Below are 18,317 nucleotides of genomic sequence, written 5' to 3' on the forward strand. Positions count from 1 at the left end.
CGCATTGCCGACACCGACTACGATCAGCGCTCCAATGTGCTGCGCACCGCCTTCCCAAGGTTCGTCGGCGATGCCGCACAGTGGACCACCAACTCCTATGACTGGGCCGACCGGCTGGTGGCGACGGTCAATCCGGATGCCAGCCAACGGACTTACCTGCACTATCTCGCCACCGCGACAGGCACCTTCAATCCGTGGCTTTTTGGCGTGGTGCTTACCGACGAGCTTGGCCACCAGACCGAGACCGTAACCTCGACGCGCGGCGATACCACAGCAGTGGTGCGTGACGTGGTTGGCATGGCGCTGACCGAGTACCGCAATTACGACGTGCTCGGCCGGCTGATCGGGGTCACCGACCCCGGCGGCTCGACCTGGTCCTACAGCTACGACATGCTCGGCAACAGGCTGTCGGCAACCGATCCCGATCTCGGCACCTGGGCTTACGTCTACGATGCCGCCAACCGGCTCGTCAGCCAGACCGACGCCAGGGGCACCGTCACCAATCTGAGCTACGACCAGATGGACCGGCTGACGCTGAAGACGGCAACGGCCTCGGGCGGCAGCGCGGTGACGCTGACCCAGAACACCTACGATCAGGCATCTGCCGGTTCCTACAACATCGGCCAGCTCACCACCTCGACCAATCCGGCCGCCACGCAAAGCTACAAGTATGACGGCTTCGGCAAGGTGGCGCGCCAGGATGCCACCATCGGCACGCTTACCCACACCATCATCACCTCTCGCGATGCCTCCGGCCAGCCGATCGCCACGCAATATCTGCCGGTGCAACTCGACTTCGGCACGGCCGCAGCGCCGCTGCAATACACAGCCGGCAACAAGCTCGCCTCCGCATCCGGCTTCATCACCTCGACGCTCTATGAGGCCGATGGGCAAACCAAGGAGATCAACTACGCCAACGGGGTAAAAACCGCCTTCACCTATTCGCCAACCCGGCGCTGGGTGACGCGCGTCACCACGTCGAGGGGCGCAACCATCCTTCTCGATGATCAATATGCCCGCGACAACCTTGGCCGCATCACCGGCACGACGGGGCTCACTGCCTCCGACAGTTGGGCCTATGGCTATGACAATGCTAGCCGCCTGACGTCGTCCGACAATCTCGGCAACAACACGCTCGACGAGACGTTTGTTTACGCGGCCAACGACAATCTCACCTCACGCAGCCGTGTTGTCGGCACCTATATCTATCCGGCGGCGACAGCGCCAAGGCCGCATGCGCCAACATCGGTCGGCGCCAAGACACTAGCCTATGACGCCAACGGCAATCTCACCTCCGACGGCAGCAGAACGCTGACGTGGGACGAAGCCAACCGGCTGAAGACGGTCAGTCTCGCCTCCAACACCGTCAACCTGACCTATGGTCCTGACGGCGCGCGGGCGAAAAAGGCCTCATCCTTCGCCACGACGCTCTATCCCGACGCTTCCGTCGAGATCGACCCGGCGATCCCGGGTTCGGAAATCTACACCCGCTATCCGCATCCCGACATCAAGGTGGTTGGCGCGACAAAATACTTCCTGCACCGCGATCACCTGGCCTCGGTGCGCATGGTCACCGACAGCTCCGGCGCCATCGCCGAAGCCACCAGCTACGCCACATATGGCGAGCGCCTCAACTCAGGCTTCCAGACCCAGAAGAGCTACATCGGCGAGCGCTTCGATCCCGAGACAGGACTCCTCTACCTCAACGCCAGATACATGGATCCAGTGCTGGGCAGGTTCATCTCGCCGGATGATTGGGATCCGACCAAGGATGGCGTTGGCACCAATAGGTATGCATATGCCCAGAACGATCCGGTCAATAAAAGTGATCCGAATGGGCATTCTCTATCTCCACGAGACTCCGATGCCGATGCCCCGACAGCACAACTTGGAGGAGGCGGCAATCAAACGAGCCCTGCCAATGGCCAAAACGCTGATTCGCAGAGACAAGCCAGCCATGCTCAAGAAAGCCTGACGGGCACCGCCAAGGACAAGAAAAAAGCGGACGGAACCTATCAGGTAGCCGAAGACGGTATCGACATGCCGGCAGGTTACGTATCACCCAATAGCGGGCTTCTTGCTCCAGGTGCTGCGCCAATTTGTGGTGGCGGTTGTGTGCCTCCCGGATTGGAGATGGGGCCTGGGCCATATGCCCAAGAAATGCCTGGAGGCTTCACGAATGTCCCAGCTGAAGGACCGCCTACGACACAGGTTCCCAAAGGAGGCACATATTCGCTAAGAAATAGCGCTGGTGAGGTTGTGAGGACGGGGCGGACAAACGATCTTGCCAGACGTGCTGCTGAGCATGCCCGCGCTGACGCAACCAAAGGCCTCACATTCACACAAGAGCATCTCACTGACGCACTGAAGGAGCAGAGAGGGCTGGAGCAAATGCTACATGAAAGCTACAATCCTTCCATGAACAAGGTATCGCCGATAAGCCAGAGAAACCCAAATCTAAATTCCTATATGAATGCCGCCCGCGATTTTCTAAGTAGGCAATTGAGTGGAGAGTAGGAGGTTTATTTATGAGAAAAATGCCATACAGAGAAGGTACGTTATTTGCTATTCCTTTGAAATCTGGCGGCTACGGAGTTGGCTTGGTGGCTCGCGCGACTCCAACCGGAAAGATTATTCTAGTATATTTATTTGGGCCCAGGCGCTTGGAATTACCGACGGTGGACGAATTAGATATGATGAGTCCGCACGATGCGATCAGATGTCTACGGTGCGGTGATCTCGGCTTAATTAATGGAAATTGGCCAATTATTGGGCAACTGAAAAGATGGGAGCGAGAGAAATGGCCTACCCCCCCCTTCGTGCACAAAGAAAGTCTTTCCGGCCGAATTCTCATTCGAAAATACTCTGATTCTGATCCATCAAAGCTAGAGGGCCAGGCTATTGTAGATTCGGCAGTTGATTTAGAGCCGGACGGATTACACGGGTATGAGATGGTCGAATTAATTCTGACAGAGCAGTTGAAACCGCACTAGCCGAAGAATGTCAACCTCAGCATTTCTTTCATCACTCCAGCCGGATCAGCCGCGAAGAACAGCTGAAAGATTCTAGTGAAGGAGCGAGATATAAGATTGTGGAATTTAAAGTCAACTAACGAAAGCGGGTATTTCTGTTAGAAATTTTAGAATGTTGTACGATATAGTGGTCGAATCAGTATATTCAAGAATTACGGCGACAGTGCACTAATTTTGGCGCGCCAGCTGATCCGCCTCAAAACCCAGCCTGATCTCGAAACAACTCCGCATTGTCGAGCTTCGACACCTCGATCACCGCCTGCGTCCTGCTATACACGTTGAGCTTGCGCAATATCTCCGAGACATGCGCTTTCACGGTGGTCTCGCCCACCTGCAGCTCATAGGCGATCTGCTTGTTGAGCATGCCCTGGCGCAGCATCTGCAGGACCCTCAGCTGCTGCGGCGTCAGCCTGGCCAGGCGCTGCACCATGTCGGCGCGGTCGGTGCTGTCGGGGTCGGGCGGCTGGCCCTCGTAATTTTCCGGCACATAGACCGCGCCATCCATCACCGAACGGATGGCGGCGGCAAGATCGCTCTTGCGGGCCGATTTCGGGATGAAGCCGGCGGCGGCGCCAACGCCATGGCCTATGACGCCAACGGCAATCTCACCTCCGACGGCAGCCGCACACTCACCTGGGATGAGGCCAATAGGCTCAAGACCGTCACGCTCGCCTCCAACACCGTCAACCTCAGCTACGGCCCTGACGGCGCGCGGGTGAAGAAGGCCTCTGCCTTCGCCACCACGCTCTATCCCGACGCCTCGGTCGAGATCGACCCGGCCATCCCGGGCTCGGAGGTCTACACCCGCTATCCGCATCCCGACGTGAAGGTGGTGGGGGCAGCAAAATACTTCCTGCATCGCGATCACCTGGCCTCGGTGCGCATGGTCACCGACAGCTCAGGCGCCGTCACCGAAGCCACCAACTACGCCACCTATGGCGAGCGCCTCAACTCGGGCTTCCAGACCCAGAAGTCCTACATCGGCGAGCGCTTCGATCCCGAGACAGGCCTGCTCTACCTCAATGCAAGATACATGGATCCCGTGCTGGGAAGGTTCATCTCGCCGGACGATTGGGATCCAACAAAGGAAGGCGTCGGAACGAACCGATACGCCTATGCTCAGAACGATCCAGTTAACAAGAGTGATCCTAATGGCCACACGACTGCAATGGGCGACAACGATGGTTCGGAAGACAATGAAAAAGCACAGGCAGAAGCTATGTCTCACGACACCGAAAAAGATCCGATTGGAAACTGGGTCTCGGATCGCATACAGGATGCGTTAGACTTCGCAGATGCCGTAGGAGAAGGTTTGCAAGCCACAGGAGTGGGAGCAGTCGCCGGGGTTCCTTTAAGCAAAAGCGCCAGTTATATCAATGCGGGTATCGATGCAGTACAAGAGACTCGAGCGCTTTTAAACGAAGAGAGGGCCGTAACAACTGCAGTACGCGAATTCAAAACAGTCGGTGACCTTAGGAAAGCTGGCCTTAAAGACGCGCACCATGTCGTTCAAGATGCGGCCATGAGAGACATACCAGGATATAAGACAAATGAGGCGCCAGGGGTACAACTGAAAGGACCTTCGAACGTGCCTGGCACACCTCACTTCCTCGCAACACAGGCGCAAAGGGTCAATAAAGCTGGTACCTATGGAGTAGAACGACAAATCGCGTACAAGGCGCTAAGAGCGGCTGGACTCACGAGTGAAGAAGCGCGGGCCGAAATCGAAAACGCAGATCGACATTTCGCTACGCTTGGAGTGACGCCAGATACGGTCACAAGGACGCCGTCAAACAGGAAAATGGGCGATGACGACTGAAGAAGAAATAGTAAGCATAGTCCGGGATATCGAGAAAATGCTGTTCGAAAAAGATTATAAAGGTATTGAGAATATAACTTACGGCGTCAGGCTAAGAGCGAAAGATATTGAGAATGCCGTACTGCATAGCGGCCTTGAAATTGGAAGATCGCCAGCCGGAATGCCGACTGACGTCGATATAGTCAGAATTGAAGCCGAAGCAATCCCTAGCTATTCGGTCGTATACGATCTTTGGTCAACTGATGGAACTAGGTCAGACTTATCAATTGAAATGACTATTTTTTTCGGTAGAAAAGGACATCGAGTTGAATTTGATAATATTCACGTCAGATGAATTTCTCTCAGGATTCTGGAATTTCGGAACTGTGCGCTAACTTCGGATAATGGTCAGAATCGGGATCGAATTACGAATTGCGATGACAGTGCACGTGCGCGCTGATCGAGCGCTGCCTCAAAACCCCGCCTGATCCCTGAACAACTCCGCATTGTCGAGCTTCGAGACCTCGATCACCGCTTGCGTGCGGCTGTAGACGTTGAGCTTGCGCAATATCTCCGAGACATGCGCCTTCACGGTGGTCTCGCCCACCTGCAACTCATAGGCGATCTGCTTGTTCAGCATGCCCTGGCGCAGCATCTGCAGGACTCTCAGCTGCTGCGGCGTCAGCCTAGCAAGGCGCTGCACCATGTCGGCGCGGTCGGTGCTGTCGGGGTCGGGCGGCTGGCCCTCGTAATTTTCCGGCACATAGACCGCGCCATCCATCACCGAACGGATGGCGGCGGCAAGATCGCTCTTGCGGGCCGATTTCGGGATGAAGCCGGCGGCGCCATAGGACAGCGCCTCGGAGATGATCTTCGGCTCCTCATAGCCCGACACGATCACCACCGGCAGTCGCGGATAGCGGGTCCTCAACTGCAACAGCCCCTCGAAGCCATGCACGTCGGGCATGCTCAAATCGAGCAGCGCGAGGTCGAACGGCTTGGCGTCGGCAAGAAGCTCGATCGCTTCCCCGATCGAGCGCGCCTCGACCGTGTCGACGTCCGGATAGGCCATCTGCACGGCGCTGTGCAGCGCCTCGCGAAACAGCGGGTGGTCGTCGATGATCAGGAAGCGGGCGCGATCGTTGACGGCGGTCATTGCTCAGGATCAGGCATCGGTTCGGTTTCGGCCGGCACAGCATAGTCTCGCGGCCCTGGCCAGATTATTGGCAAATAGTATATCGCCCAAATGGTATACGGCATTGTCGGTGAAGCGACAGGGCCAACATGTTCGTGGCCATAGAGCCTTGCTCGCCCGTCGAAATCGGCTGAAGGTGCGGACGATTCATGCCAGCACGGAGACCGCCCATGCCCGAATTCGTCCTTCCGCCGCCGGCCATTGCCTCGGTTGCCGTCGCAAGCTCGGCGGAGCGGTTCGCCGTGCGCCGCATCTTCTGCGTCGGCCGCAATTACGCGGCGCATGCGCGCGAGCTCGGCAATGACGAGCGCGACCCGCCCTTCTTCTTCACCAAGCCGGCCGACGCGGTGGTCGACAGCGGCGCCGAGATCCCCTACCCGCCGCTGACCTCGAACCTGCACCACGAGATCGAGCTGGTTGTGGCCGTCGGCAAGGCCGGCTTCCGCGTTCCGCGCGGCGATGCGCTTGCCCATGTCTGGGGCTATGGCGTCGGCGTCGATCTGACCCGCCGCGACCTGCAGGATCAGGCCAAGAAAGCGGCGCGCCCCTGGGATTGGTCGAAGGCGTTCGACCAATCCGCGCCTTGCGGGCCGCTGGTTCAGGCCGCGAAATCCGCGCATCCGGAAAAAGGCCGCATCTGGCTTGCCGTCAACGGCGCGGTGAAGCAGGATGGCGACCTGGCCGAGCTGATCTGGCCGATCGCCGACATCGTCGCTATCTGCAGCGAAGCGGTCGAGCTGCAACCCGGCGACCTGATCTTCACCGGCACGCCTGCCGGAGTCGGCGCGGTCCAGGCCGGCGACAGGATCACCGGCGGCGTCGACGGCATCGGCGAGATCGCAGTGACCATCGGGCAGCCGAGGCCATGAGCGACCTCGTCCTTCATAACTACTACCGCTCCTCTACCTCCTACCGGGTGCGGATCGCGCTGGAGATGAAGGGCCTGACCTACACTTATGTGCCGCACCACTTGCGCCATGGCGAGCATCTCGAGCCTGCCTATCGCGCCGTCAACCCGCAAGGGCTGGTGCCGGCGCTGGTTCTGGACGGCGGCACGCTTTTGACCCAGTCGCTGGCGATCATCGAATATCTCGACGAGATACAGCCTGAGCCGCCGCTGCTGCCGAAGGATGCGCTGGGTCGGGCTCGCGTCAGGATGCTGGCGCAGATGATCGCCTGCGACATCCACCCGGTGAACAATCTGCGCGTGCTGACCTCCCTTCGTAGCTTGTTCGGCGCCGGCGACGAGGACGTCGTCAACTGGTTCCGGCACTGGGTGAACGAAGGTTTCCAGCCGCTTGAGAAGATTCTGGCTTCGTCGCCTGAGACCGGCACCTTCTGCCACGGCGATGCGCCTGGCCTTGCCGACATCTGCCTTGCCGCGCAGGTCACCAACAATGCCCGCTTCGGCGTCGACATGGCGCCCTACCCGGTGATTGCGCGCATCAACGCCGCCTGCATGACGCTGCCGGCGTTCCAGAGGGCTGCCCCGCAGAACCAGATTGATGCCGAGTAACGAACTGAAGGACCCCCCATGAAAGCTGTCGTCTTTGAAAAGTTCGGCGAGGCGCCGACGATACGGACCGTGCCCGATCCGAAACCCGCCCCGGACGGCGTGGTCATCAAGGTCGAGGCTACCGGCCTGTGCCGCAGCGACTGGCACGGCTGGATGGGCCATGATGACGGCATCACGCTGCCGCACGTCCCCGGACACGAACTGGCTGGCGTCGTCGTCGCCGCCGGCAAGCAGGTCGGCCGCTGGAAGGCCGGCGATCGCGTCACGGTCCCCTTCGCCGTCGGCTGCGGCCGCTGCTTCGAATGCACGTCTGGCAACCATCAGGTCTGCGAGCACCAGACGCAGCCGGGCTTCACCGGCTGGGGCTCATTCGCCGAATATGTCGGCATCGAGCACGCCGACACCAATCTGGTGCGCCTGCCCGAAGAGATGGAATTCGCCACCGCAGCCAGCCTCGGCTGTCGCTTCGTCACCTCTTTCCGCGCCATCGTCGACCAGGGCCGAGTGACGCCCGGCGAATGGGTCGCGGTACATGGCTGCGGCGGCGTCGGCCTGTCGGCGATCATGATCGCCAGCGCCATGGGCGCCAATGTGATTGCCATCGACCTCACCGACGAGAAGCTGGAGTTCGCCAAAAAGATCGGCGCGGTGGCGACCATCAATGCCTCGACGACGCAGAACGTCGTCAAGGCCGTCAAGCAGATCACCAATGGCGGCGCGCATATGTCGATGGACGCGCTCGGACACCCGACTACGTCCTTCAACTCGATCGCCAATCTGCGCCGGCGCGGCCGCCACGTTCAGGTCGGGCTGATGCTGGGCGAGCATGCCCGCCCGCAGGTGCCGATGGACAAGGTGATCGCCTTCGAGCTCGAAATCCTCGGCAGCCACGGCATGCAGGCCTACCGCTATTCCGCGATGATGGAGATGATCCGCACCGGCAAGCTGAAGCCCGAATTGCTGGTGGGCAAGAAGATCAGTCTCGAAGAGGCGCCCGCCGCGCTGATGGCGATGGGCGGCTTCGAGGGCATCGGCATCGGGGTGGTGACGAAGTTCTGAGCAATTCCAGGAAAAGTGTGAAACGGTTTTCCGTCCGGAATTGCGTCAAAACAAATCCGTAGGCGCCTACCGCGCGAACTTCTTCGCCCCGAACACGCAGGCCACGACGCCCAGCGTGACGACCACCATTATCGGGCTGACCTTTTCGTGCAGCAGGCTCGCCGCCAGCGCCAGGCCGAAGAACGGCTGCAGCAGCTGCAGCTGCCCGACGGCGCGATGCCGCCTTGTGCCAGGCCGCGATACCAGAACACGAAACCGATCAGCATGCTGAACAGCGAGACATAGCCGAGGCCGATCCAGGCGCTTGAGCCGACACCGGCGAAGGATGGCGGCAGCGTCGCGAAGCTCAACGCCAGCATGACCGGCAGCGACAGCGCCAAGGCCCAGCAGATCACCTGCCAGCCGCCGAGCTTGCGCGACAGCTTGGCCCCTTCGGCGTAGCCCAGCCCGCAGACGATGATGGCGCCGAGCATCAGGCCGTCGCCGACCGGCGACGCGGTCACGCCTTGCGCCAGGGCGAACCCCGCGACCAAAGCGCTTCCTAGGCACGAGAACAGCCAGAAGGCCGGGCGCGGACGGTCGCCGCCGCGCAGCACGCCGAAGATCGCAGTGGCCAGCGGCAGCAGGCCGACAAAGATGATGGAATGCGCCGAGGTGACATGTTTCAGCGCCAGCGCCGTCAGCAACGGGAAGCCGACCACGACACCCAGCGCCACGACGACGAGCGAGATCAGATCGCTGCGCTCCGGACGCTTCTCGCGGAACAGCAGCAGCATCGCAATCCCGAGCAGACCGGCGATCGCCGCCCGGGCCGCCGTCAGGAAGGTCGGGTCGAAATCCATCACCGCCACCCGCGTCGCCGGCAGCGACCCGCTGAAGATCAGCACCCCGATGAAGCCGCTGAGCCAGCCGTCGAAACTCTTTTCCATCATCCGCTCCGTTTGTGCTCCCGTACCGGCGCGGGCCATGGTGTTGCCAGATACAATGGAGTACAATTCGACAAAACTGTAATGGCCTACAGAGAAGTACAGATGGACGCATCAGGCCCAAATGCCAGTGGCGCCACACTCGTCGAAACCGTCATGACGGCAATCCGCCAGCGGATCGCGGCGCGCACGCTGACGCCCGGAGCCCGCCTGCCGTCGATACGAGCCATGGCCAAATCCATGCAGGTTTCGAAATCGACCGTGGTCGAAGCCTATGAGCGCCTTGCAGCCGAAGGCGCGATCCGTTCGCGGCCTGGCTCCGGCTTCTACGCCGCCGGCCAGCTCGCGCCATTGTCACTAGCCGAGATCGGTCCTCGGCTTGACCGCGCCGTCGATCCGCTTTGGGTCTCACGGCAGTCGCTCGAAGCCGGCGAGGAGATGCTGAAGCCTGGCTGCGGCTGGCTACCGGCGTCCTGGATGCCGCAGGCCGCCTTGCGCCGGGCGCTGCGCAGCGCAGCCCGTGCGGACGACGTGACGCTTGCGGACTATGGCACGCCGCTTGGTCTGCCGCCGCTGCGCCAATTGCTGGCAAGGCGCGTGGCCGAGCATGGCGTCGAGGTCTCGCCGGACCAGATCATGCTGACCGACTGCGGCACCCAGGCGATCGATCTTTTGTGCCGCTTCCTGATCGAGCCCGGCGATGCGGTCCTGGTCGACGACCCCTGCTATTTCAACTTCCATGCGCTGTTGCGCGCGCATCAGGCCAAGGTTGTCAGCGTGCCCTATACGCCTTCGGGGCCGGACATCGAGCTATTCGCCGAGGCGCTCGCCGAGCACCGGCCGCGCCTCTACATCACCAATTCCGGCATCCACAACCCGACCGGCGCGATCCTGTCGCCGGTCACCGCGCATCGGCTTCTGAAACTCGCCGACCAGGCGGACCTCACCATTGTCGAGGACGATATCTTCGCCGACTTCGAGCATAGCCCTGCTCCGAGGCTCGCGGCCTTCGACGGGCTGCAGCGCGTCGTCCAGATCGGCTCCTTCTCGAAGACGCTGTCGGCCTCGGTGCGCTGCGGTTTCATCGCGGCGCCACCCGACTGGATGGAGGGCCTGACCGATCTCAAGATCGCCACCACATTCGGCGGCACCCGGCTGGCGGCCGAACTGGTGCTGACTCTGTTGAAGGACGGAAGCTACCGCAAGCATGTCGAGCAGTTGCGCACGCGCCTGTCGCGCGCCATGGCCGAGACCGCCGGCAGGCTGAAGGCGATGGGCATCGTGCCTTGGATCGACCAGCCTGCAGGCATGTTTCTCTGGTGCCGCCTGCCCGACGGCATCGACGCCGCCGACATCGCGCGCCATGCGCTCTCGGACAATGTCGTGCTGGCGCCCGGCAATGCCTTCAGCCTGTCGCACACCGCCGCCCGCTTCATGCGCTTCAACGTCGCGCAATGCTGGGATCAGCGCATCTTCGGAGCGCTTGAGAAAGCGATGTCGGCATCGCGCCGCAACAAAGCTGCATAGATGACTTGATCAGCCTGGTGAACCGACGCCGCCAGGTCTGTCGAGATTCAGGTCAGGCCGAGTCGAAAATGGTGGGTTCCGAGAACCGGAGCGGAGCGTACTTGAAGTACGTGAGCACCGGAAGCGCAGGAAGCCGCCATTTGCAGACCGGCCTCACCTGAATATCGGCGGACCTAACCTGCCCGCTTGCGGCGCTCGTACATCATCACCAGCGTTTCGGCAGTCAGCGCCGGCTTCTGCTCGCCCTCGATCTCGACGGTGTTGGCCGCCTTCATCAGATACTGGCCGGGACCGCGGTCCTCCATGGAAAGCAGCGTGGTGCGCAGCCTGATGCGCGCGCCGGCCTTGACCGGCGCCAGGAAGCGCACCTTGTCGAAGCCGTAGTTGAAGGCGGCCTGGGTGTTTTCCGGCACGATGCCCATCTCCAGCGCCAGCGCGCCGATGATCGACAAGGTCAGATAGCCATGCGCGATCGTGGTGCGGAATGGGCTCTGCCGTTTCGCCCTTTCGGGATCGACATGGATCCACTGGTGGTCGCCCGTGCACTCGGCGAACTGGTCGATGCGCTGCTGGTCGACCGTCGTCCAGTCGGACACGCCGAGCTCCTGCCCGGACATCATGCGCAACTGCTCGAAGGTCGGCGGCGTTCTCAGCCGTGTTTCCGTCATTCCGGCTTTCCCATCATTCTTGCTGTCTCCCGACCATGAAGCGGCGGCCTCTGTCAATTCGCCGCCCCGCGATTTTCGCCGGTAGAGTTGATGCTTTGGGGCAGGCCGAGAACGCTCGGATGCCTGCGCCGGTTGCATCGCATGTCGGTCGGTGATGGGTCCGAAATCGCCAGGTAGCCTATTTCTTTTCGTAGCCGGCGCGGATTTCCGCCATCGCATCTCGGATCCGGTCGCGCAGGATCTCGACCGATTCGGTGCTGGATTTGCGCACAAGGTCGGCCACTTCGCTGGCATTCTTCAGCGTCGTCTCGAACGACCTGCGGGCAAACTCCGCCTGCTTGCTCATCAGGTCCTGCGGATTGCCGGGCGTCTGATAGTTCTGCGCCATCCGCGTGATCTCATGCATGGCATTCTGGACCATCTCATGCTGCCTCGCCAGCACCGAGGATGCGCCGGCCGCACTTGCCCTCGCCGATTTTTCCAAGGCTTCGAGGTTCTTGCGGTGATGGTCGAGGATCGCCTGGATGTCGACATTCGGTAGCTTGAGGTCGCGGCCGAACCTGCTGAACATGTCGAGGAACGAGTCCGATTCCGGTTGTCTTGCCATGCCCTGCCTCCCTGCCGGCCGCCATAGGGCGCCCTTGAACGAGAATAGTGCTCCTTGGGCCGGCGTCAATTGACGAGGAACAGCGGTAGTGGGTCAGTTTGAAATTCCGCTCCGATCACAATAGGCGCTTTCGCCTAGCCGCAGTCTGGAAATAGGCGGAAGCGCATGCCATCTTCAAGCCATGACAGACAAGCACCCAAAGCGCCCGCGCGATCCTAACCAGTTGGCGAAGTCGATTGTCGATCTGGCGACTGGCGACGCGCCTGCCGAAGAGGACAGCAAGAACAAGGCCGCTGTAGAGCTTGGCCGACGTGGCGGAAAGATTGGAGGCCGCGTGAGAGCCGACCGGATGTCGGCAGAAGAACGGGCCGAAGCAGCACGGCTAGCCGCATCGGCCCGCTGGAGAAAGCGCGGCGACTAGGCGGCTTCTGCTGCCTCGATTTCCGCCAAGTCCATCGTGAAGTCGAAATCCATCTGGATAGGCTCTTCGTCCGACCTCGCATCATTGTAGCTATCGACATCAACCTTCAGCTGCCGAACGTCACCGACGATTCCGCGACGGCGCTGCTGGAATGACATCTGCATGTGGTGCCGTGGGGCGGTTCGAATATCGTCCCACAAGACCATCTGTTGGCCGCCAGATTTGATCGTGGCGGGATGCAGCTTCCGAACCTTCCTTCCGCGCTTATCGGTGATGTACTCTTCGCGCATGGCCGACTGTAAATCTTCGGCGCATTTAGAGATGGCCGCCGACTCCGGCAGTTCCCATCGTCCGGTACGGATGGCCCAAGCGGCCATTGTTCTGGTGCCTGCCGGCCACGGCTCGCCGGACATGCGGTACTCTGCAACGATTTTCTGCATCTGCTTACTGTAAGTCATGCTTCAAATCTCCTTCAGATGCGGTGTCACCCCATACCCATCGGTCATAGCCGTACGTATGAGGACATGCCGCACCTTGGCTTGGTACTGCTTGAATAGATCCCATCTGTTGAGGTGCTTTTGTATTTGCCCGGCCACGATGCCGGGATGGCGCTTCACTATTTTCGAAAATCCTATCAACCCTGGTTTGGAATAAATCGGGTCGTGCCGACGAATGAAGCTTTCCATTTTCAGTTTCGGCACACAGAAATCCGCCGCCGCCGCATCCGCCGCACGTTCGGATTCATCAGTTAACCGGTCATCATCTTCGAAGTTGTCGATGACCGGATTATCACGGCCTTCCAGGCGCAAAATGTGTTCGATCTCATGCCGCAGATTGAACCAAAAGCGGTCGATCTGATCGCCGCCCTTCAGGGACAGGGCAATGACCGGAGATCTGTTTTTATCCAGCCAGAAACACACCCCATCAATACGCGAACCGGGAAGCGGTTCGACGACCAAGAACCGCACCCCGCACTCATGCAAAATACGCGGCACATGGCGAACTTCTTCGGGATCAACCATCAAAGTTTCAAGCTGTACAAGCGCATCGCGCAGGAGCGTTTCCGAAAACTTCGGCACGACCATCGTTTCCGCAAGGCGCTTCACCCGAATGAGCCAGGCCAGTTGGATGGTGGAAATCTCTTCGTTGTTCCTCTTCCTCCATGCGGCGAATGAACTGGAGAGCGGATCAGTAATTGAGGCGATCCCGAAGAAGCGGCAAACCGATGCTTCCATGCTCTCGCCCGGCCGCTGCGGAAGCCAGCCGCGCTTGGTCAAGTCTCGCACCGGGAAGCGCTTCCGCATCTCTGCTTCGCGCGCTATGCGTTCGTCAGCCGGCGATGTTTTCGACAGCTGATAAGCAGATTCCAAATTCAGCCAATACTGCGGAGTCGTATCAAGCGCCGCAGCGATCTCCCGAGCCGTGTCCGGGGTAATAGAACGCTTCCCCGCGATGATCTCATTCACCACGTTAGCCTTGCGGCCGATGATCTCTGCAAACTCTGTCTGAGACCAGCCCAAATCCTCCAGCGCGTCCTTCAGGAACTCGCCCGGCGGGAAAGCTTCGGCTGGTACTCTATCGGTCATTGTCCTTGGCATCAGTGATAATCCGCTATCTCAATTACCCGCAGTCGGGTGCCTTCGTTGTCGGTGACGATCTCAACAATGAGCCGCCACTGCTTGGTCAGCCGCACCGAATGTTGGTGGCCCCTTCTCCCCTGAAGCTTTTCGAATCTAAGCCCGCCCCGATAGAGGTCTCGCTGGTCAACAGCCGCGCGCAAGGCCCACAAAGCCTTACGAAACCCGCGAACAACGTCTGGCCCGAAGCCGGCGTTGAGACGCGGGTCCACCTCCAATTTGTCGAGGTCATCATCGGCAAACTCGATCTCCATGCCTCACGTCCCTTTATATAGCGCCGGAGAAAATATCTCAATACCCTCTATCCCGGATAGCGTAATAATTGTTGCAAAGCAAGAGCGCTTATGCATAGTGGTCAGTATGAATAAGTTGGACGCCCAAGCCCGGTCTCAAATCCTTCACATGCTCTGCGAAGGTCAGTCTATCCGCGCGATCACCCGCATCATGGGTATCAGCAAAAATACTGTCGCCAAGCTTCTTTCGGACGCTGGCGAAGTTTGCGCACAATATCAGGACGAAGCCCTTCGCAATCTGACCAGCAAGCGCGTTCAGGTCGATGAAATCTGGAGCTTCACCTACGCCAAGGAAAAGAATGTCCCGGCCGCCAAATCAGCGCCGGAATGGGCTGGGGATACCTGGACTTGGACGGCCATCGATGCCGACACCAAGCTTGTCATGTCGTGGTTGGTTGGTGGCCGCGACAGCGAATACGCGATGGCGTTCATTGACGATCTTTCCCGCCGCCTCGCCAACCGTGTGCAGCTCACTAGCGACGGTCACAGGGCCTATCTTGAAGCGGTCGAAGGCGCATTCGGTGGCGATGTTGATTACGTCATGCTGGTCAAGATTTATGGCACGTCGCCGGATAGCGCCAAGGGCCGCTACAGCCCCGCCGAATGCACTGGCGCACGCAAAGAGACCATCGAAGGCAATCCCGATCCCAAGCACGTCAGCACGTCATTTGCCGAACGCCAGAACCTCACCATGCGGATGCATATGCGCCGCTTCACCCGTCTGACCAACGGCTTCTCAAAGAAGGTGGAAGCCCACGCCAACGCGGTCGCGCTCCACTTCATGTATTACAACTTCGTCCGCATTCATAAAACGTTGCGCGTTACCCCGGCCATGGCCGCTGGCGTGACCGACAAGCTTTGGGAGATCGCCGACATCGTGGCGCTGATCGAAGCGAAGGAGGCAGAGAAGCCGATGGTGCGCGGGCCTTACAAGAAGCGAGGCACCCTGATACGTTAGGCATTGTAGGGCGGGGCAGATTACACCATGCTACGGTCAGCATCAGATTTCGGCATATCCGCAGGAAATTGGAAGTCGGCGAAGGAACAGGCCCGCCAGGCCATGATTGGGAGGGCCAAAGTTCGAGGGCAGATCACATATTCGGACCTTGTCACCAAAATTTCTGCCGTGCGGTTCGACGCTTTTGATACGCGGCTTTTCCATCTGCTTGGTGAAGTATCGGTCGAAGAACACGAGGCAGGGCGCGGCATGCTGAGCGCCGTAGTAGTCCATAAGCACGGTGACATGGAACCGGGTGCCGGGTTCTTCGTGCTTGCTCAACATCTTGGTTTTGACGCGAAAGACCAAACGAGATTTTGGATCGAGCAAGCAAAAGAGGTTTATGCTTTCTGGACAGGCGCAAGGCGCAAGATTTCAAACTGACCCACTACCGGAACAGCCGCTCCGCCGTATGGAGCGCCAGCCCGGCAAGCCCGCCGACGATCATGCCGTTGAAGCGGATATATTGCAGGTCCCTGCCGATGTTCAGCTCGATCAGCCGCGTCAGTTGCGCCAGGTCCCAGCGCTTGACCTGATCGGCGATGAATGTCGACACCCCGCTCTTCTGGCTCTCGACGAACGAAGCCAGCGCCACGACAAAACCCTGGTTCATATCGGCCCTGATCTGGGCGTCTTCGGCCAGATGCCTCCCGACCTCGACGAACATGTTGGCGAGGTGCTCGCGGATCGTCGAATTCGGCGCATTGACGTCCTGCTCGATGAACAGGCGCAGGCTTGTCCATGCATCGCCGGCCAGCGCCCGCACCTCCGGACGTCCGAGGAAATCGCGCTTCAGCTTCTCGGCGCGCCTGGCATATTGCTTCGAGGTCCTGAGCCGCTCGATAAAGCCAAGTACGAAGCCGTCGAATTCGGCACGCATCGGATGGTCGGGATCGGCCCGCACCTCATCGAGCAGCGAACCCGCCGACGCGACGATCTTCTTCAGAAGATAGGCGTCGGCGCGAAACAGGTTGAACAGCGACGGCAGTTCCTCGCGAATCTTTTCACGCATCGTCGCCAGCGCCTGCTCGTCGTTGAGGAAACGCCCGACGACCCGGATGAACTCGTCGAAAAGCTTCTGGTGGCGGCGATCGTCGGTCAGCGCCGACAAAAGATCGGCCGCGAGCGGCGCCAGCGGCACCTTCTCGATCTGCTCCAGCATGCGGCTGGTGACGAAGTCACGGAGGCCTGATTGTTCCACCGCCGTCAATGTCTGCGGCACCAGGCGTACGACGAATCGCGACAGATCGGAGGCGCGTTCGGCGTCGGCCAGCCAGTCGGCGACCAAAGCGGCGAAATCGACCTCGGCAAGCTTCTCGCGCACCGGCTCCGGCGCCAGGAAGTTGGCCTCGATGAAGCGGCCGAGATTGTCGGCGATCCGGTGCTGGTTCTCCGGAATGATGGCCGTGTGCGGGATCGGCAGCCCGAGCGGCCGCCGGAACAGCGCCACCACGGCATACCAGTCGGCGAGGCCGCCGATGGTCGCCGCCTCGGAGAAGGCCGCGACGAAGCCGAGCCACGGATGCCCGCCCTCGAAGGACTTGGCGAGCGCAAAGACGAGGATGCACAGCGCGAGCGCCGCGGCGGCGACGAACTTGGTCCGCCGCAACGCCGAGAGCTTCGCCTTGGCATCGGCGTCGAATCGAACCGGCGCGGGGGCCGAAGCTGACTGTGGCATGGAAAGGCCGTTTCCTGTTTGCACCCGCTTCTATCTAGTGGCTGCGCCGGCAAAACGCTCGTTCGAAGCGCGGGAGCACCAATCTGCGCCGGCATGCACAAAAAGTTGACACGATTATTCAGCTATGTGCCGGTCCAGTCTGGAATTGTTCCAAACTATGGGCCATATTCGGCTTCAAGCTAATATTTCGCGAGGATATCATGCGGCTCACGCGCCAGACCAATTATGCGATGCGCATTCTGATGTACTGCGCCGCTAACACCGAAAGGCTGAGCCGCATCCCCGAGATCGCCGCCGCCTATTCGGTGTCCGAGCTGTTCCTCTTCAAGATCCTGCAGCCGCTGGTCGAGGCCGGCCTGGTCGAGACCGTGCGCGGCCGCAACGGCGGGGTGCGGCTCGGCCGTCCGGCGGAACAGATCAACCTGTTCGATGTCGTGCGCGTCACCGAAGAGAGTTTCGCCATGGCCGAATGCTTCGAGAACGACGCAGCCGAATGCCCGCTGGTCGACAGTTGCGCCCTGAATTCGGCGCTGCGCGAGGCGCTCAACGCCTTCTTCGCCGTGCTTTCCCGCTACACGATCGCCGATCTCGTCGCCGCGCGCCCGAATGTGCGCAGCCTGCTCGGCATCGACCTCTTGGAGCAGCGCGCCCCAGCGGCGTGATCGGGCCCTGGCGGCTTGGTTCTCGAGGCTGCCACCCCACGCCTTCCCTGGTGCGACGCCGCCCGTGACTTCCCGGGTGGGGCGCCACCCCATGGCTTCGTCATTCTAGGGCGGAGCAAGGAGCGCAGCGACGCAGCGCAGACCCTAGAATCCATTCCGTGACGTTTCAGCCCTACAGCGATGCAGAACTGGCGTTGGCGCCAACGCTCGTTCTGGATCGCCGCATTCTTCGGCTGATGTAACGGAATGGATCCTCGGGTCTCCGCGTCCGCTTCGCTCCCGCTCCGCCCGTGGATGACGA

The 18,317-nt window shown here is 60.4% G+C and carries 18 protein-coding genes and 2 pseudogenes; 11 read left to right on the plus strand and 9 right to left on the minus strand.

Annotated elements, in window-relative coordinates:
* Nucleotides 1–2,517, plus strand: a 2,517-nt coding sequence (locus FJ423_RS27805; protein WP_140846126.1) for an RHS repeat-associated core domain-containing protein, incomplete at its 5' end; no start/stop codon positions are given.
* Between the two features lie 11 nt (nt 2,518–2,528).
* Nucleotides 2,529–2,993 (plus strand): Imm26 family immunity protein, encoded by a 465-nt coding sequence (locus FJ423_RS27810; protein ID WP_140846127.1) that lies wholly within the window; start codon nt 2,529–2,531, stop codon nt 2,991–2,993.
* Nucleotides 2,994–3,228: 235 nt separating this feature from the next.
* Here the strand turns inward: FJ423_RS27810 and FJ423_RS27815 are convergent.
* Nucleotides 3,229–3,600 (minus strand): annotated as a pseudogene (locus FJ423_RS27815) (response regulator transcription factor); the annotation flags it as partial.
* Between the two features lie 12 nt (nt 3,601–3,612).
* Between FJ423_RS27815 and FJ423_RS27820 the strand changes: the two are divergent.
* The gene (locus FJ423_RS27820) at nt 3,613–4,851 is read left to right on the plus strand and encodes an RHS repeat-associated core domain-containing protein (protein WP_140846128.1); all 1,239 of its coding nucleotides are present in this window, start codon (nt 3,613–3,615) and stop codon (nt 4,849–4,851) included.
* Nucleotides 4,841–5,185 carry a hypothetical protein gene (locus FJ423_RS27825; protein WP_140846129.1) on the plus strand — a complete coding sequence of 115 codons (345 nt, stop codon included), beginning with the start codon at nt 4,841–4,843 and terminating at the stop codon, nt 5,183–5,185. The genes FJ423_RS27820 and FJ423_RS27825 overlap by 11 nt, the downstream gene beginning before the upstream one ends.
* 117 nt (nt 5,186–5,302) lie before the next feature.
* Here the strand turns inward: FJ423_RS27825 and FJ423_RS27830 are convergent, their stop codons facing one another.
* On the minus strand, nt 5,303–5,986 hold the full coding sequence (locus FJ423_RS27830) for a response regulator transcription factor (protein ID WP_140846130.1): 684 nt from the start codon (nt 5,984–5,986) through the stop codon (nt 5,303–5,305).
* 209 nt (nt 5,987–6,195) lie between these two features.
* Between FJ423_RS27830 and FJ423_RS27835 the strand changes: the two genes are divergently transcribed.
* The 3 genes from FJ423_RS27835 to FJ423_RS27845 are packed head-to-tail and all read left to right on the plus strand — an operon-like array spanning nt 6,196 to nt 8,600.
* Nucleotides 6,196–6,894, plus strand: coding sequence for a fumarylacetoacetate hydrolase family protein (locus FJ423_RS27835; protein ID WP_140846131.1), 699 nt, complete (start codon nt 6,196–6,198; stop codon nt 6,892–6,894).
* Complete coding sequence (gene maiA, locus FJ423_RS27840) at nt 6,891–7,541, plus strand: maleylacetoacetate isomerase (RefSeq protein WP_140846132.1); 651 nt, start codon at nt 6,891–6,893, stop codon at nt 7,539–7,541. Before FJ423_RS27835 ends, maiA begins: the two co-directional genes overlap by 4 nt.
* A gap of 18 nt (nt 7,542–7,559) precedes the next feature.
* Nucleotides 7,560–8,600, plus strand: a complete 1,041-nt coding sequence (locus tag FJ423_RS27845) for a zinc-dependent alcohol dehydrogenase family protein (RefSeq protein WP_140846133.1) — start codon at nt 7,560–7,562, stop codon at nt 8,598–8,600.
* 66 nt (nt 8,601–8,666) lie between these two features.
* Here the strand turns inward: FJ423_RS27845 and FJ423_RS27850 are convergent.
* A pseudogene (locus FJ423_RS27850) lies at nt 8,667–9,529 on the minus strand (DMT family transporter).
* Nucleotides 9,530–9,631: 102 nt separating this feature from the next.
* On the opposite strand from FJ423_RS27850, the gene FJ423_RS27855 reads away from it, so the two are divergent.
* Nucleotides 9,632–11,053, plus strand: a complete 1,422-nt coding sequence (locus tag FJ423_RS27855) for a PLP-dependent aminotransferase family protein (protein ID WP_140846134.1) — start codon at nt 9,632–9,634, stop codon at nt 11,051–11,053.
* A gap of 173 nt (nt 11,054–11,226) precedes the next feature.
* On the opposite strand, the gene FJ423_RS27860 is transcribed toward FJ423_RS27855, so the two are convergent.
* The 5 genes from FJ423_RS27860 to FJ423_RS27885 all read right to left on the minus strand — a co-directional run bounded on the left by FJ423_RS27860 (nt 11,227) and on the right by FJ423_RS27885 (nt 14,640).
* Complete coding sequence (locus FJ423_RS27860; RefSeq protein WP_140846135.1) at nt 11,227–11,721, minus strand: MaoC family dehydratase; 495 nt, start codon at nt 11,719–11,721, stop codon at nt 11,227–11,229.
* Nucleotides 11,722–11,899: 178 nt separating this feature from the next.
* Complete coding sequence (phaP, locus tag FJ423_RS27865; protein WP_140846136.1) at nt 11,900–12,328, minus strand: TIGR01841 family phasin; 429 nt, start codon at nt 12,326–12,328, stop codon at nt 11,900–11,902.
* A gap of 417 nt (nt 12,329–12,745) precedes the next feature.
* Complete coding sequence (locus tag FJ423_RS27875) at nt 12,746–13,207, minus strand: hypothetical protein (protein ID WP_127239597.1); 462 nt, start codon at nt 13,205–13,207, stop codon at nt 12,746–12,748.
* A 3-nt stretch (nt 13,208–13,210) separates the two neighbouring features.
* Entirely contained in the window at nt 13,211–14,335 is a 1,125-nt protein-coding gene (locus FJ423_RS27880; protein WP_246680331.1) for a HigA family addiction module antitoxin, read from the minus strand.
* Nucleotides 14,336–14,346: 11 nt separating this feature from the next.
* Nucleotides 14,347–14,640 carry a type II toxin-antitoxin system RelE/ParE family toxin gene (locus FJ423_RS27885; protein WP_140846139.1) on the minus strand — a complete coding sequence of 98 codons (294 nt, stop codon included), beginning with the start codon at nt 14,638–14,640 and terminating at the stop codon, nt 14,347–14,349.
* A 106-nt stretch (nt 14,641–14,746) separates the two neighbouring features.
* Between FJ423_RS27885 and FJ423_RS27890 the strand changes: the two genes are divergently transcribed.
* Both FJ423_RS27890 and FJ423_RS27895 read left to right on the plus strand, forming a co-directional pair.
* The gene (locus tag FJ423_RS27890) at nt 14,747–15,637 is read left to right on the plus strand and encodes a helix-turn-helix domain-containing protein (RefSeq protein WP_140846140.1); all 891 of its coding nucleotides are present in this window, start codon (nt 14,747–14,749) and stop codon (nt 15,635–15,637) included.
* Nucleotides 15,638–15,664: 27 nt separating this feature from the next.
* A complete protein-coding gene (locus FJ423_RS27895) occupies nt 15,665–16,060 on the plus strand; it encodes a hypothetical protein (protein ID WP_140846141.1) in 396 nt (131 codons plus the stop codon).
* A 4-nt stretch (nt 16,061–16,064) separates the two neighbouring features.
* On the opposite strand, the gene FJ423_RS27900 is transcribed toward FJ423_RS27895, so the two are convergent.
* Nucleotides 16,065–17,354 (minus strand): DUF445 domain-containing protein, encoded by a 1,290-nt coding sequence (locus FJ423_RS27900; protein ID WP_140846142.1) that lies wholly within the window; start codon nt 17,352–17,354, stop codon nt 16,065–16,067.
* Nucleotides 17,355–17,554: 200 nt separating this feature from the next.
* Here FJ423_RS27900 and rirA point away from each other — a divergent pair, with 200 nt between their 5' ends.
* Complete coding sequence (gene rirA, locus FJ423_RS27905) at nt 17,555–18,016, plus strand: iron-responsive transcriptional regulator RirA (protein WP_140846143.1); 462 nt, start codon at nt 17,555–17,557, stop codon at nt 18,014–18,016.
* Nucleotides 18,017–18,317: the final 301 nt, after the last annotated feature.

Source organism: Mesorhizobium sp. B2-8-9 (assembly GCF_006439475.1).
GTDB lineage: Bacteria > Pseudomonadota > Alphaproteobacteria > Rhizobiales > Rhizobiaceae > Mesorhizobium.